Raw genomic sequence first — 13,985 nt, forward strand, 5'->3', positions numbered from 1 at the left:
CTCTCCTGCCTCGGCCCATGGGAAAACTCTTTCCTACCCTAGCGGAGCCCTCGACCAGCTCACGGACGCTCTGACGCCCCACGCGCCCCGTCGGCCACGGAAACGTCCTCGGAGGCGGCCGCACGGCTCTGCCCGGTGCGCAACTGCGTGCGCCAGGTCCGTGAGGGAGCCCAGCCCAGCGCGGCGCGGGCCGCCTGGGAGGAGAAGACCGCGCGGCCGTCGGCCAGGGCGGCGGCCGCCGGGGCGGTGCCGGGGTGGTACAGGGGCAGCAGGGCGTCGACGGGCACCTCGGACAGCGGGTCGGGGGCCATGGCGTTGAACACCTGGCCGCCGCTGACCTTGGCCGGGTTCTCGATGACCAGGGCGAACAGCTCGGCGGCGTCGCGGGCGTCGACGTAGTTGAACAGGGAGGTGGCGGCCAGGGCCGGGTCCGCCAGCCGCTCGGCCATGGTGTGCCCGAGCTGGGTGGGCGCGCCCTCCCACTCCTCGGGGGCCACGACGTAGCCCGGGCGCACGCACGACAGGACGCAGGTGGCGGAGGTGCGGGCCAGGGCGCGCACGGTGTCCTCGATGATCGCCTTACTCAGCCCGTAGGCGTGCCAGGGCGTGACCGGGTGGGCCTCGTCCAGCGGCAGGTAGCGGGGCGCCCAGGAAGGGGTGTTGTACCCGTAGACGGTGGGGCTGGAAGCGGCCACCGCCGAGTGGGCGCCGTGGGCGACGGCAGCGGAGAGCACCGCCCAGGCCAGGCCGGTGTTGACCTGGAGGGTCTCCACGTCGGGGCGGGCGAAGGGCACGGCGATCCCGGCCAGGTGGACGACGGCCTCGGGGCGGGCCCGGGTGAAGGCCGCCTCCAGGGCGTCCGGGTCCAGCAGGTCGGCGGTGACCGCGTCGACGCCCTCGGGCAGGTCGGCCGCGGCGGTGTCCACGGAGGTCACCTGGTGTCCGCGTGCGGCCAGGGTGGCCACGACGCTGCGGCCGAGCCGTCCGGAGCCGCCGGTGACGAGAACGCGCATGGGTGTTGTCTTCCTTCCCTAGCCCCCGGGTCCGGGGGGTTGTCCACAGGTCGTGCGGGGCACTGGTGCCGCCCCGCGCGGCGGTCCTAACGTTGATATCGGGGGGTCCCCTGGCCCGCCCGCTTCGTGCTGCGCCCTTCGTGCCCGGGCCGCCCTTCCCCTCCTCCTGCCAGCCGTTCGCGGTCCCGTGCCCCACGCCGCCGGTCCGCAGACCGGGCCGCCGAGGACCGGTTCGCCGACGACCGGGGCACCGACGGACCTCACCGGCGACCGGGGGCGCTGGCGGACCTGCCCGCGCCCCCGGGCCCTCCCTGGCACGGACCCGGGACGGCTGGCCGACCGAAAAGCTGGCGGACCGGCCGCAAACGCCGCCGGTGCGGTGGAAGGGGCCCGACCCTCGAACGGTGCAGAAGGGGAAGGGAGCGGTCCGGTGGCCCTTCGCGGTCACCGCGCCAGGGCGGTTCCCACCCGGGTGGTTCCGACCAGGTCGGCCCCGGGCTAGAACAGGTCCCGGGTGGCCTCGGCCAGGACCGCCAGCTCCCCGGCCCCGTCGGCGCGCCCGTCGCGCACCGCCACGCGCAGCCGCCGCTCCAGGCGCCCGCCCTCGGGCAGGGGCAGCCGCGTGTCCCACGCCAGCGCGGGCCCCACCCCCGGGTAGTCCTCGGCCCGCAGGAACCACGGGTCGGTGTGCTCCCCGGGCTGGAGGAAGACCAGGGTCCACCCCCCGCCCCCGGCCTCGTCAGCGTCCGCCGCGCCGCCTTCGGCTCCGCCCGAGGCCGCGCCGCCGCCCTGGGCACCACGGCCTCCGGCGCCCTCGTCACCAGCGGCCACGGCGCCCGCTGCCACGGCACCCTCACCGCCACCACCGACCAGGGCCAGCCACTCCGCCCGCGAACCGTGCAGGGCCTTCTCGCCCTCCAGCCCGCCCGCGCCCACGACGGCGGGCGGGGTCGCGGCCACGGGCGCGCGCCAGAACAGGCCCCCGTACCCGGCGCCGGGCCTGCCGTTGGTGGCGGGGCTGCCGATGCTCAGGTCGCGCCCGGAGGTGTTGCGCAGCTGCGTGCGCACGTCCAGCACCCAGGTGCGCCCATCCAGGCCCGCGGCCCGCACGGTGCGCTCCTCGCTCAGCATCTCGGCCCCGTCCGGGCCGGTCCACGACAGCGCCTCCACACGGCGGTCCGCGGCCAGCTCCAGCCAGGACACGTGCCGCTGGCGGCCGTGGTTGTCCAGCAGCACCGACCCCCGGTCGCGGGTGAAGGTGCGCCCGCCCCAGAAGCTCACCCCCGACACGTCGGGCACGGCTACGCCCACCCCGAAGTGGTGCAGGTGGTCGGCGGGCCGCTCCTCGGTGACCGGCACCCCGGCGAGGGTGCGCACCGGGTGCAGGTAGGGCCGCGGCGACAGGGTCGGCTCGATGTCGGTCCCGTCCCTGAGGACGGCCAGGACGCAACCGTCCAGGGTCAGCGTGTTCACGGCGTGGCCTTCGCGTCGGTCGTTCCCGCCCGGGCCGCGGGGGACCAGGCGGGGTCGAGTTCGGAGAACAGCGCCAGGTGCTCGGCACTGCGGTGGATGAGGGCGTCGATGCCGGGGATGATCCGGCGCACCCCCTCCTCGGTGCGGTACACGTGCTGCATGCCCGCGGGTAGCGCCACCGGGTCGGGCGCGGTGCGCACCGCTTCGAGCACGTGCATGAACGCCCGGGTGGCCCGGGGCGGCACCAGCAGCGGCTCGCCCCCGCGCACGTGTTCGACCAGGTTGGACATCAGGTGGGTGCGCGGGTGCGTGGTGGTGGCCGGGGGCTGGCCCGGCCGGTGCACGGTGACGCGGTCCAGCGTGTACTCGAACTCGATGCGCCCCAGGTCGCCGTGGACCACCAGGCGCGGCGGCAGGTGCTCGGGCGCGCACAGGGTCACCGCCAGGGTGATGGGCAGCCCGTCCGCGGTGCGCACGCGCACGCACGAGGTGTCGTCGGCCTCGATGGGGTGGGCGTGGAACATCTCCAGCTCCACGCCGCGCGGCGCCTCGGTCGCGACTCCGGCCACGGCCAGCGCGGTGGCCAGGGCGTGGGCGAAGGGGTTGGTCAGCGCCCCGTCCACAACGTCGCGCCCCTGGAGGCGGCGGCGCCCCGCCCAGGGGGCGCGGTCGTAGTAGGCCGAGGTGCGCACCCACGTGCCCGTACCGCCGATGCCGCGCACGCGCCCCACCGCGCCCTCGCGCACCAGGGTGCGCACGGCCTCCACGGCGGCCGACCCCAGGCTCTGGAAGCCCACCTGGCAGGCCAGCCCGGAGGCGTCCACGGCCGCAGTGAGCTCTTCGAACTCGGCCAGGGTCGCGGTGGTGGGCTTCTCCAGCAGCAGGTGGGAGCCGTGTTCCAGCGCGGTGCGGGCCAGGGGCAGGTGGGTGTGGATGGGCGTGGCCAGGACGGTGATCCGCGCGCCGGTGCTCTCGATCGCCTCGCCCAGGTCGGCGTGGCAGGGCAGCGCGCCGTGCCCCTCCAGATCGTCGTCCTCGGCGACGGGGCGCTGGTCGCACACGCCCACGAGCCGGACCAGGCCGCTCTGCGCCAGTTCGCGCAGGGAGCGCAGGTGGGCGCGGCCGTGGCCGTGGACCCCGGCCAGCAGCACGGGCACGGGTTCGCCCATCAGCTGCCCCCGAGCAGGTCGGCGACGCGGACCGGCGCCCCCGAGGCGATGGAGGCGTTGGCCGCCAGCCCGGTGAGCAGGGCGTTGCCGCCGTCGGAGTGGTCGGGGCGGATGCCGTCGTCCTCGCCGCCGAACAGCGAGTCGAGCATGAGCTGGTCGCCGCCGCCGTGGGTGCCCTCGCCCACCGCCACGGGGATCTCCTCGGGGGGCTGCCAGTGGCGGCGCAGCCACAGCCGCGCGCTGGTGTGCTCCTTGGGGGCGGGCATGCCGCGCACGGGCGTGGTCTCGTCCTGCTCGGGCGAGGTGTACTCGAACTCGGTCATGTCCAGCTCCAGGCGGCCCCGGCTGCCGGTGATCGCGATCCGGTAGCCCTCCCAGGGCGCGTAGGCGACCAGGTGGTAGGTCAGGCGCGCGCCGGTGTCGTAGCCGACCAGCACGGACATGTCGTCCTCGATGGTGATGCCGGGGCCGAAGACGTTGAGGTCGCGCCGGTAGCCGTCCTCGTGCTCGGCGTCCAGGTACAGGGCCCGCAGGTCGGCGCTGTCGTCCATGTGCAGGGCGAAGGGGTCGCTCTGGGCGGCGTCCTCGCCGTGGCCGCGCTCGTAGTCGGCGGCCAGACCGTGGCGGCGGCCGTTGTCGTCGCCGTAGAAGAACAGCCTCCCCGACGCGAACACGTCGGTGGGGCGGGCGCCGATCCACCAGTTGACCAGGTCGAAGTGGTGGCTGGCCTTGTGCACGAGCAGGCCGCCGGACTGGGTCTTGTCGCGGTGCCAGCGGCGGAAGTAGTCGGCACCGTGGCGCAGGTCCAGCAGCCACTCGAAGTGCACCGACCCGACCTCGCCGATCACCCCGGAGGAGATGAGGTCGCGCAGCTGGCGGTGGACGGGGTTGTAGCGGTAGTTGAAGCCGACGGTCACCCGCCCCCCGGTGCGCGCCTGGGCCTCGTTGATGCGCCGCAGCCCCTCCAGGTCGGCGGTCATGGGCTTCTCGGTGATGGCGTCGAGCCCGGCGTCCAGGGCCGCCACGACGTAGTCGGCGTGGGTGCGGTCGACGGTGCAGACGATGACCTCGTCGACCCTCTCCTCCTTGAGCATGCGGACGAAGTCGTCGGGGGAGTAGGTCGGCACGGCGTCGAGTCCGGCATCGGTGACGATGCGGTTGTGCACGGCCATGCGGGTGCTGTTGGTGTCGCAGAGGGCGACCAGACGTCCCCGGTCCCGGTGGGTGCCGGTCAGGGCCCGGGTGTACATCCGGGCGCGGGATCCGGTGCCGACGATCGCGTACCTGCGTGGGGTGGTGTGGTTCACACAGGGCATGGTAAACGCTTTCCCATCCGGTCGACAAGGGTGTCGGCCAAGCCGTGTCCGAGCGTCCGCACTCCCGTGACGCGCAACGGAGAGTGATGAAACTGATTCGAAGGGTGGAATTTCTCGTGCGAACAAGCGCGAGGGAGGAAAGCGCGCGGCAAAATCCGCGTCCCCCGGGCCGCCGGAAGCGTAACGATATGGGGCTTGGATCACAGTTTTCGGGAAACCTGCCGTTGACACCCATGTAACCCGGTGCTAGAAACTGAACATCTTAGTACGTGGATAGCGCTTACCAGAACATGTTTAGGCAGTTCAACGCGTGTTCTCGCCCACAGCGTACGCGTCTCCGAACGAGATTGGCAGTTTCCATGAATCCAGGACCGCACGCGCACGCCAGCGCTCCGGCGGTGGCCCCACAGGAGGGTGGATCCCCGTGAGCGCCCTCCTGCAACGGCGGCCCGCCAAGGCCCCCGACGCCCCGGTCGGCGCCAAGCCGCGCCGCAGGGTCGGCAAGAGCCCGGCCCCTGGCAAGCGGCGGAACGAGAACCTCGCCGCCTACGGCTTCCTGGCCCCGTGGTTCGTCGGCCTGGTGCTCATCACCGCGGGCCCCCTCCTGGCCTCCCTGTACTTCTCCTTCACCGACTACAACCTCATCGGCGACTACGAGTGGGTCGGCCTGGAGAACTACCAGCGGATGTTCGACGACGAGCGCCTGCACAGCGCGCTCAGGGTCACGTTCGTCTACGTCTTCGTGTCGGTGCCGCTCCAGCTCGCCCTGGCCCTGGCCCTGGCGATGATCCTGGACCGCGGCGTGCGGGGCCTGCCCCTGTACCGGTCGGTGTACTACCTGCCCTCCCTGCTCGGCGGCAGCGTGGCCATCGCCATCCTGTGGCGCCAGGTCTTCGGCGCGGAGGGCCTGATCAACCAGGTGCTCGCCTTCTTCGGCATCCAGGGCGAGGGCTGGGTCTCCCACCCCGACTACGCGCTGGGCACCCTGATCGTGCTCAACGTGTGGACCTTCGGCGCGCCCATGGTGATCTTCCTGGCGGGTCTGCGCCAGATCCCCGCCATGTACTACGAGGCCGCCGCGGTGGACGGGGCGGGCCCCTTGCGCCGCTTCTTGAACATCACCGTGCCGATGCTCACCCCGATCATCTTCTTCAACATGGTGCTGCAGTTCATCAACGCCTTCCAGACCTTCACCCAGGCGTTCGTGGTCAGCGGCGGCACCGGCGGCCCCTCGGACTCCACGCTCTTCTACACGCTCTACCTCTACCTGCGCGGCTTCGGCTCCTTCGACATGGGCTACGCCTCGGCGATGGCCTGGCTGCTGCTGCTGATCATCGGCGGGTTCACCGCGGTGAACTTCATCGCCTCCAAGTACTGGGTCTTCTATGGCGACTAAGACAATGCCCCCCGTGGCCTCGCAGAAGCGCACGCGGGCCGAACGCACACGACGGCTGATCACGCACATCGGGCTCATCGCCTTCGGGCTGGTCATGCTCTACCCGCTGCTGTGGATGCTCTCCAGCTCGTTCAAGCCCACCGAGGAGATCTTCCGCGCCCCGGGCCTGATCCCCGAGACCTTCACCCCGGGCAACTACACCGAGGGGTGGAACGCCCTCCAGTTCCCGTTCCACCACTACCTGCTCAACTCGGCGATCGTGGTGGCCGGGGCGATCGTGGGCAACCTCATCGGCTGCTCGATGGCGGCCTACGCCTTCGCCCGGCTGGAGTTCCGCGGCAAGCGGCTGTTCTTCGCCGTCATGATGGCCACGATCATGCTGCCGATCCACGTCGTGATCGTGCCGCAGTACATCCTCTTCGCCGAGCTGGACTGGATCAACACCTTCCTGCCGCTGATCGTGCCCAAGCTGCTGGCCACGGACGGGTTCTTCATCTTCCTCATGGTGCAGTTCATCCGCGGACTGCCCCGCGACCTGGACGAGGCGGCGCGCATCGACGGCTGCGGCCACGTGCGCATCTTCTTCCAGATCATCATGCCGCTGTCCCTGCCGGCCCTGGCCACCAGCGCGATCTTCACCTTCATCTGGACCTGGAACGACTTCTTCAGCCAGCTGATCTTCCTCACCGACCCGTCGATGTACACCGTCCCCGTCGCCCTGCGCACCTTCGTCGACTCGACCTCGCAGACCTCCTGGGGTCCGCTGTTCGCCATGTCGATCGTCGCCCTGGGCCCCGTCTTCGGTTTCTTCCTCGCGGGTCAGCGATACCTCGTCAAGGGCATCGCCACCACCGGAATCAAGTAGTCGAAGGGAACCGAACACATGCACGCACACCCTGGCAACGGGCGCCCCCAGGCCCGTCGCCGCAGCCCTTTCCTGTCCGTGGCCGCGGGAGTGGGAGCCATCGTGATGGCGGCCACCGCCTGTGGCGGCTCCGAGGCCGACGACGGCACGGTCGAGCTGCGCTTCTCCTGGTGGGGCGCGGACGACCGCCACTCCACCACCCAGCAGGTCATCGACCTGTTCGAGGCCGAGAACCCGGGCATCACCATCGTCCCCGAGTACACTGACTGGGCCGGGTACTGGGACCGTCTGGCCACCAGCACCGCCGCCAACGACGCCCCTGACATCATCACGCAGGAGGAGCGCTACCTGCGCGAGTACGGCGACCGCGGCGCCCTGCTCGACCTCAACGAGGTCGACCTGGACCTGTCGGGGATCGACCCGCTGGTGGCCGAGAGCGGCGACCTGGACGGGCAGACCTTCGGTGTGGCCACCGGCGTGAACGCCTACGCGATCCTGGCCGACCCCCAGGCCTTCGAGGACGCGGGCGTGGAGATGCCCGACGACGAGACGTGGACCTGGGACGACTACATCGAGATCTCGGCCCAGATCAGCGAGGCCACCGACGGCGAGGTCGTGGGCACGCAGAGCATGTCCTACAACGAGACGGGCTTCCAGATCTTCGCCCGCCAGCGCGGGGAGAACCTCTACGCCGAGGACGGATCCCTCGGCTTCTCCCAGGAGACGCTGGAGGAGTGGTTCTCCGTCACCGAGCAGCTGGTGGAGAACGGCGGCCAGCCCGGCGCGGCCGAGAGCGTGGAGATCGAGGCGGGCGGCCCCGACCAGTCGGTGCTCTCCACCAACCAGGGCGCGATGGCCCACTTCTGGACCAACCAGCTGGGCGGCATCTCGGCCTCCTCCGGCCGCGACATCGAACTGCTGCGCTACCCGGGTGAGAGCACCGAGGACCGCACCGGCATGTTCTTCAAGCCGGCCATGTTCTACTCCATCTCCGCGGGCACCGAGCACCCGGAGGAGGCGGCGCTGTTCGTGGACTTCCTGCTCAACAGCGAGGAGGCCGCCGAGCTGATCCTGGCCGACCGCGGTCTGCCCGCCAACGTGGACGTGCGCGCCCACGTCATCGACTCGCTGCCCGAGGCCGACGCCCGCAGCGCGGTGTTCCTGTCCGAGATCGAGGGCACGATCGTGGACGGCAACCCGCCGCCGCCGATCGGCGCCGGGCAGGTCGTGGACATCACCAAGCGCGTCACCGAGGACCTGACCTTCGGTGACCTGACCCCGGCCGAGGCCGCGGAGCAGTTCATCGCGGAGGTCGAGGCGGCCACCGGCGAGGCCTGATCCGGGCGTCGCATACGGCACCAGCACGCGGACGGGCCCGGCGGGAGGAGATCCTCCCACCGGGCCCGCCCGCGTGTGCGGCCCGCGCGGTGAGGCGTTCCGGTGGCCTCCGCACGCGGTTCCCCGTTCCTCAGGGCGAGGCGGTGACCGGCGGCTGCTCGGGGTCGGCCTCGGGCGGTGCGGGGGCCGGGGGCACGGCGGTCTGGGCGACGAGGGCGCCCGCGACGATGACGGCGGCGCCGACGGCCTGCACGGGGGTGAGCGCCTCGCCCAGCAGCACCCAGGCCAGCACGATCGCGGTGACCACCTCCAGGTAGGCGACCGCCCCGGCGACCTGCGGGGACAGACGCCGGACCGCCGAGATGCCAAGGAAGTAGGCGAGCGCGGTGCACACCAGGCCCAGCCACAGGGCCGTCGCCCAACCGGGGAAGGAGAACCCGCCGAGCGCGACCGGGTCGGCGAGCATGTGCCAGGGCAGCGTCCAGGGCCTGGCCAGGACGCCCAGCAGCACCGCGGCGACCAGGGAACCGAAGGCCACCACGGCCAGCGGGTGGGTGTCCTCGCCCATGCTGTCCGACAGCAGGAAGAAGACGGCCTGCGCCGCGGCGGCGCCCAGCGCCAGCCCCACGCCGACCGCGTCCAGGCGCACGCCCGCCCACACCTCCAGCAGCAGGCCGAGCCCGGCCACGGCCAGGACCACGCCGACCACGGCGGCGGGGGAGACCCGGGTGCGGCGCACCACGCGCAGCCACAGCAGGACCAGGACCGGGCCGAGGAACTCGATGAGCAGGGCGATGCCCACGGGGATGCGCGCGATGGAGGCGAAGTACAGGGCCTGGACCCCCGCCATCGGGAAGACGCCGTAGGCCAGGACCAGCAGCGGGCGGTGGCGGGCGGTGCGCCAGTGGGCCAGGGCCACGGGCGACAGCAGCAGCGCCGCACCGGCCACGCGCAGCCAGGTGACGTGGAGGGAGTCCATCCCCGCGTCCAGCAGGGGGCGGGCGAAGACGCCCGATCCGCCGAAGGCGAGTGCCGAGGCGAGCGCGAAGGCCAGCCCCGAGCTCCGGTGGCGCGTGGGTGGGACGGACACGGCGGTGCTCCCGGGGGATGGTGGGGACATGGGACCGTTGACGAGCATACGGCCGGGGTCCGGGGAAGTCTTCGGGCGGCGTGCGCCCTCCGGCACCGGATGCTGTGCGCGGGGCGGTGTCCGCGTTCACGCGTCTTCCCCGGCGGGCGGCGCACAGGGGTGGGGGTCGCGACCGGTCGCGGAGACGGGAGGCGCTTCGGCTCGGGCTCGTGGGGCTGTCACCGGTACTGGAGAGGGCGCGCGTGAACGCGTCCACCGCCGCGACCACGAACCGCGCGGGGACCACGGCCCTCGCCGACCGCGTCCTCGGTGTCCGGTGCGCGGGTACGGACCGGGCGGGGACCGCGCTCCCCGCAGGTGGAACCGGCCTCAGTCCTGTGCGGGGGTGAGGCCGATCTGTGCCCAGGCGACGTCGTGCCAGGCGTCGAACTTGCGGCCGACCCGGCGCATGACGCCCACGTCCTCGAAGCCCAGGGAGCGGTGCAGGCCCAGGCTGGCCTCGTTGGGCAGGGTCATGCACGCGACGGCGGTGCGCATGCCGCGTTCGGCCAGGCGGGGCAGCAGTTCCCGGTACAGGGCGCGGCCCGCGCCGGTGCGCCTGCGGCCCATGGCCAGGTAGACGCTGACCTCGCACGACCACCGGTAGGCGTCGCGGGCGCGGAAGGGCCCGCCGTAGGCGTAGCCGACGACCCCGTCGGCGTCCTCCAGCACGATCCAGGCGTGCCGCCGCTGGGCCGCGGCGATCCGCTCGGCCATCTGCTCGGCGGTGGGCGGCTCGTACTCGAAGGTGATCGCGGTGTCGGTCACATAGGGGGAGTAGATCGCCGCGCACGCCGGGGCGTCCGCGGGGGTCGCGTCGCGGACGGTGAGGGTCGGCATCGAAGTCATGTCGACCATGGTATTCAGTTCTGCTCCCTATAGTGAACGTCATGAGCGACACACTGGGCACGGCCCTGGCTTCGACCCTGCGAGAGCTGCGCCGGGCCCGCGGGCTGAGCGGAGGGGCGCTGGCCGAGCTGTCCGGGGTCTCCCGGGGCATGATCAGCCGGATCGAGAACGGCGAGGCCCAGCCCACCGCCTCCCTGCTGGGGCGGATCGCCGCCGCGCTGGGCATCACCCTGTCGGAGCTGATCGCCCGCGCCGAACAGGGAGACCGCCGTCTGGTCCGCGCGCACGAGCAGCCCGTATGGACCGACCCCGGGACGGGCTACCGGCGGCGCGCGGTCTCGCCCGCGTCCGGCGGCCCGATCGAACTGGTGGAGGTGGAGCTGCCGCCGGGTGCGCGGGTGGGCTTCCCCGCGCAGGCCTACGCCCTCACCCACCACCAGATCTGGGTGCTGGAGGGCACGCTGGCCTTCCGCGAGGGCGGTGTGGAGCACGTGCTGGAGCGGGGCGACTGCCTGCACCTGGGTCCGCCCGAGCCGTGCGAGTTCCACAACCCGACCGGTGCGGACTGCCGGTACCTGGTGGTCATCTCCCGGCGCGGGGCCTGAGGCGGCGGACGGGCCCGGGAGCCGCCGCCCGGCTCAGGGCGCCAGCGCCCGGACGAACACCGCGCGCTGGTCGGCCAACCAGGCCTGGCGGCGGTCCCAGCGCTCCCATCCGCCCATCCGTTCCAGGTCGCGGGCGAACAGCGCGTCACCGTTCTCGACCCGCTCGGCCACGAAGACGCGGGCGACGGCCGTGTACTCCTCGACCACCCCCGGCAGGGCGCGGCGGTCGTCGGGGGAGAGCCCGTAGGCGTCGGCGAGGAGGCGCAGCCGGTGCGCGACGTCGCTCTCCTCGTGCGGGGTCCCGGCGGCCGAGACCGGGTCGAGCGCGGGCGCCAGGTAGTAGGCCAGCGCCGCCACGTCCCAGACCGGACGGCCCGGCGCGGCCAGGTCGAAGTCGATCAGGGCCGCGGCCCGGCTCCGGCGGAAGACGATGTTCTCCAGGCAGGGGTCGTTGTGGCACAGGATGGGACCGCCCTCGGGGTCGGCCATACCGGTGGAGCCGGTGTTCCAGGCGGCCGAGGTGTCCACGGGCACGCGTGCGGCGGCGTCGTGGTAGCGGCGCAGCAGTTCGGCGGCCGAGCGCAGGGTGTGCTCGGTGAACGCCCAGTCGGGGAACGGCGGAAGGGCGACGTCCCCCTCCACGAAGGTCAGCTCCTCGCGGCCGTCGTCGCGCAGCCGGAGCGGCACCGGAGCGCCCCTGAACCCGCTCTCGGCCAGGGCGCCCAGGTGGGCGTGGATGGCGGGTGCGGCGGGTGTCGCGGTGCGCACGACGTGGCCGCCGTACCGGAACACCGTGGTCATCATGCCGCCTGCCAGCCGCTTCCCCCTGTTGTCGGTGCCGCTGTCGGTGTCGCTCGGGTGGGTCATCGCTCTCCTCGGCGTCGAGGACCTGCGGCGGCGGGTCCACCTCGAAACTAGTGCCGGCGACCGTCCAAGGGGAGGCCGCGCCGCGTTTTAGGTCGTCCCGGAGCAGGAGGAAGTCCGATCACAGCAGCGGAACCGGGACCGGACACGACCCCCGGGCCAGCGACTCGGCCCCGGCCACCCCGACCAGGGAGGCCGCCACGGCCGCGCGTACCGGTACCAGCGGCTCGGCGCCGTGCTCGACGGTGTCGCGAAAGCCCCGCAGCAGGCGCACCGTGCCCTCGGCCCCGCGCTCCACGGGCTCGCCGTCCAGCAGCAGCGCGGGTGGGACGCGTTCCTCCTCGCGGGCGTCGCCGTCGGGGCGGGTCCACCCCTCGTGGCGCACGCGCACCGACCAGGCGCGCTCTCCCCGCGCCCGCACCGACTCGGCCAGCCCGAGGGTGCCGCGCACCGACACCCAGCTCCAGTGGCTGTCGGGTTCGCCCTGGAGGAAGCCGTTGCGGGTGACGGCCAGGGCGCCCGTGGACAGGCGCACCACCATGGTGCTGGCCTGGCGCGGCGCGGCCTCGTCCACGGTGAACGCGCTGACCTCCACCGGGTGCGCCCCGGTGATCGCCAGGATCGGCGACAGGGAGTGGGTGCAGTAGGCGGTGGGGGCGATGCGCCCGCGCCAGTGGGCGGGGTCGCCGGTCAGCCCGGTGACGCCCCCGGGGGACATGCCGTGCAGGTAGTCGGCCTCGATGAGGCTGATCCGGCCCAGCTCGCCCGCCCGGACGGCCTCGCGGACGAGCAGCACGTGCGGGTGGAGGGTGTAGTTCTCGGCCAGGGAGTAGCTCGCCGAGGAGCGGTCGGCCGCCGCGACCAGCGCCCTCGCCTCGGCCTCGTCGGCGCACGCGGCGGTCTCGGAGAGCACGTGGACGCCGCGGTCCAGGAAGGCCAGGGCCAAGGGCGCGTGGGCGTCGAAGTCGTTGGCCAGGACCACCCCGTCCAGGTCCTGGTCGAGCAGGTCCCGCCAGCGTTCGGTGAGGACCGCGCCGGGCAGCCGCTCGCGGGCCGCGGCGCGCTGGGCGGGGTCGCGGTCGCAGGCCGCCACCACGTCCATGCCCAGTCTGGCGGCCCACGCCGCCAGGTGCAGGCCCATCCCCAGTCCCACCACTCCCACGCGCATGGGGGCATCATCGTCCCCCGCACGGCTGCCGGGCAAAGGGATTACGCCGCACGCGCGGTCCGGGGCGGGTCCCGCGCCCCGTGTGGCCCGCCCCGCCGCCCGGTGGCGGCGGGGCGGGCGGCCCCGCGGTGCGAGGCCGGAGCCCGGGTCAGTCGGCGAGGGCGTCGACGGTGGGGACGACCGTGCCGAACAGGTCGGCGATGGTGGTCAGGGCGGCGGTCTGGAGGGTGGCCGCGGGCAGGACGGTGCCGTCCGGAGCGGTGAGGGTGCGGGTGGCGGTGGTCTCGGCGACGACGCTGGGGCGGTAGCCGAGGTTGAAGGCGCCCTGGGCCGTGTAGTTGACGCACATGTGCGTCATGAAGCCGGCCAGCACGAGGTCCTTGCCGCTGCCCGGGGCGGCGCCCAAGGCGGTCAGGGTCTTCTCCAGTTCGGTGAGGTGGAAGGAATCGGGGAACCGCTTGACCACGACCGGCTCGCCGTCTGTCGGGGCGACCTCGTCGCTGATGGCACCGATGTGGGCGTGGATGTCGTAGGGGGTGCCCTCGCCCCCGTCGTTGACGACGTGGACCACGGGAGTGCCCGCGGCGCGGGCGCGCTCCAGCAGCCGGGCGCTGGCCGCGAGGGCTTCCTCAGCGCCTTCCAGCGCCATGACGCCGGTGCGGTAGGTGTTCTGGATGTCGATCATGACCAGGACGGCGTCGCCCAGTCCGGGCGGCTGGTCGTCCAGGCCGATGACGCCGCGCAGGGTCGTGGAGGGCTGGTTCGTGCTCATGGGATGCCTTTCTGGAGAAGCGGGGCAT

Annotated in this window: 13 protein-coding genes; 4 read left to right on the forward strand and 9 right to left on the reverse strand. The window is 73.0% G+C overall.

Going from position 1 to position 13,985, the window contains the following annotated elements:
- Nucleotides 1–59: 59 nt before the first annotated feature.
- The 4 genes from ACSTA4_RS14805 to ACSTA4_RS14820 all read right to left on the reverse strand — a co-directional run bounded on the left by ACSTA4_RS14805 (nucleotide 60) and on the right by ACSTA4_RS14820 (nucleotide 4,962).
- The gene (locus tag ACSTA4_RS14805; RefSeq protein WP_444964036.1) at nucleotides 60–1,013 is read right to left on the reverse strand and encodes an NAD-dependent epimerase/dehydratase family protein; all 954 of its coding nucleotides are present in this window, start codon (nucleotides 1,011–1,013) and stop codon (nucleotides 60–62) included.
- Between the two features lie 498 nt (nucleotides 1,014–1,511).
- Nucleotides 1,512–2,486, reverse strand: a complete 975-nt coding sequence (locus ACSTA4_RS14810) for a PmoA family protein (protein WP_444964037.1) — start codon at nucleotides 2,484–2,486, stop codon at nucleotides 1,512–1,514.
- Entirely contained in the window at nucleotides 2,483–3,655 is a 1,173-nt protein-coding gene (locus tag ACSTA4_RS14815) for a Gfo/Idh/MocA family protein (protein ID WP_444964038.1), read from the reverse strand. Before ACSTA4_RS14815 ends, ACSTA4_RS14810 begins: the two co-directional genes overlap by 4 nt.
- Complete coding sequence (locus ACSTA4_RS14820) at nucleotides 3,655–4,962, reverse strand: Gfo/Idh/MocA family protein (protein WP_358413279.1); 1,308 nt, start codon at nucleotides 4,960–4,962, stop codon at nucleotides 3,655–3,657. The genes ACSTA4_RS14815 and ACSTA4_RS14820 overlap by 1 nt, the downstream gene beginning before the upstream one ends.
- 433 nt (nucleotides 4,963–5,395) lie before the next feature.
- Between ACSTA4_RS14820 and ACSTA4_RS14825 the strand changes: the two genes are divergently transcribed.
- The 3 genes from ACSTA4_RS14825 to ACSTA4_RS14835 are packed head-to-tail and all read left to right on the forward strand — an operon-like array spanning nucleotide 5,396 to nucleotide 8,570.
- Complete coding sequence (locus tag ACSTA4_RS14825; protein ID WP_444964039.1) at nucleotides 5,396–6,367, forward strand: carbohydrate ABC transporter permease; 972 nt, start codon at nucleotides 5,396–5,398, stop codon at nucleotides 6,365–6,367.
- A complete protein-coding gene (locus tag ACSTA4_RS14830; RefSeq protein WP_444964040.1) occupies nucleotides 6,357–7,232 on the forward strand; it encodes a carbohydrate ABC transporter permease in 876 nt (291 codons plus the stop codon). Before ACSTA4_RS14825 ends, ACSTA4_RS14830 begins: the two co-directional genes overlap by 11 nt.
- 18 nt (nucleotides 7,233–7,250) lie before the next feature.
- Complete coding sequence (locus ACSTA4_RS14835; protein ID WP_416030823.1) at nucleotides 7,251–8,570, forward strand: ABC transporter substrate-binding protein; 1,320 nt, start codon at nucleotides 7,251–7,253, stop codon at nucleotides 8,568–8,570.
- A 130-nt stretch (nucleotides 8,571–8,700) separates the two neighbouring features.
- On the opposite strand, the gene ACSTA4_RS14840 is transcribed toward ACSTA4_RS14835, so the two are convergent.
- Both ACSTA4_RS14840 and ACSTA4_RS14845 read right to left on the reverse strand, forming a co-directional pair.
- Nucleotides 8,701–9,660: an EamA family transporter gene (locus tag ACSTA4_RS14840; protein WP_444964041.1), complete on the reverse strand. Its 960-nt coding sequence runs from the start codon at nucleotides 9,658–9,660 to the stop codon at nucleotides 8,701–8,703.
- A 369-nt stretch (nucleotides 9,661–10,029) separates the two neighbouring features.
- The gene (locus tag ACSTA4_RS14845) at nucleotides 10,030–10,557 is read right to left on the reverse strand and encodes a GNAT family N-acetyltransferase (protein WP_444964042.1); all 528 of its coding nucleotides are present in this window, start codon (nucleotides 10,555–10,557) and stop codon (nucleotides 10,030–10,032) included.
- Between the two features lie 32 nt (nucleotides 10,558–10,589).
- Here ACSTA4_RS14845 and ACSTA4_RS14850 point away from each other — a divergent pair, with 32 nt between their 5' ends.
- Nucleotides 10,590–11,153, forward strand: coding sequence for a helix-turn-helix domain-containing protein (locus ACSTA4_RS14850; protein ID WP_019607297.1), 564 nt, complete (start codon nucleotides 10,590–10,592; stop codon nucleotides 11,151–11,153).
- Between the two features lie 33 nt (nucleotides 11,154–11,186).
- Here the strand turns inward: ACSTA4_RS14850 and ACSTA4_RS14855 are convergent, their stop codons facing one another.
- The 3 genes from ACSTA4_RS14855 to ACSTA4_RS14865 all read right to left on the reverse strand — a co-directional run bounded on the left by ACSTA4_RS14855 (nucleotide 11,187) and on the right by ACSTA4_RS14865 (nucleotide 13,957).
- Nucleotides 11,187–12,020 (reverse strand): phosphotransferase, encoded by an 834-nt coding sequence (locus ACSTA4_RS14855; RefSeq protein ID WP_444964043.1) that lies wholly within the window; start codon nucleotides 12,018–12,020, stop codon nucleotides 11,187–11,189.
- Nucleotides 12,021–12,138: 118 nt separating this feature from the next.
- Nucleotides 12,139–13,185 carry a Gfo/Idh/MocA family protein gene (locus tag ACSTA4_RS14860; protein ID WP_444964044.1) on the reverse strand — a complete coding sequence of 349 codons (1,047 nt, stop codon included), beginning with the start codon at nucleotides 13,183–13,185 and terminating at the stop codon, nucleotides 12,139–12,141.
- A gap of 148 nt (nucleotides 13,186–13,333) precedes the next feature.
- Nucleotides 13,334–13,957, reverse strand: a complete 624-nt coding sequence (locus ACSTA4_RS14865; RefSeq protein WP_444964045.1) for a cysteine hydrolase family protein — start codon at nucleotides 13,955–13,957, stop codon at nucleotides 13,334–13,336.
- Between the last annotated feature and the right edge of the window lie 28 nt (nucleotides 13,958–13,985).

The sequence above is a fragment of the Nocardiopsis sp. M1B1 genome (assembly GCF_052466615.1).

Bases quoted from the DNA above. Each gene is read 5' to 3' on its own strand.
- ACSTA4_RS14805 (WP_444964036.1), bottom strand. From the start codon at position 1,013: ATGCGCGTTCTCGTCACCGGCGGCTCCGGACGGCTCGGCCGCAGCGTC.
- ACSTA4_RS14815 (WP_444964038.1), bottom strand. From the start codon at position 3,655: ATGGGCGAACCCGTGCCCGTGCTGCTGGCCGGGGTCCACGGCCACGGC.
- ACSTA4_RS14830 (WP_444964040.1), top strand. From the start codon at position 6,357: ATGGCGACTAAGACAATGCCCCCCGTGGCCTCGCAGAAGCGCACGCGG.
- ACSTA4_RS14835 (WP_416030823.1), top strand. From the start codon at position 7,251: ATGCACGCACACCCTGGCAACGGGCGCCCCCAGGCCCGTCGCCGCAGC.
- ACSTA4_RS14845 (WP_444964042.1), bottom strand. From the start codon at position 10,557: ATGGTCGACATGACTTCGATGCCGACCCTCACCGTCCGCGACGCGACC.
- ACSTA4_RS14850 (WP_019607297.1), top strand. From the start codon at position 10,590: ATGAGCGACACACTGGGCACGGCCCTGGCTTCGACCCTGCGAGAGCTG.
- ACSTA4_RS14855 (WP_444964043.1), bottom strand. From the start codon at position 12,020: ATGACCCACCCGAGCGACACCGACAGCGGCACCGACAACAGGGGGAAG.
- ACSTA4_RS14860 (WP_444964044.1), bottom strand. From the start codon at position 13,185: ATGCGCGTGGGAGTGGTGGGACTGGGGATGGGCCTGCACCTGGCGGCG.
- ACSTA4_RS14865 (WP_444964045.1), bottom strand. From the start codon at position 13,957: ATGAGCACGAACCAGCCCTCCACGACCCTGCGCGGCGTCATCGGCCTG.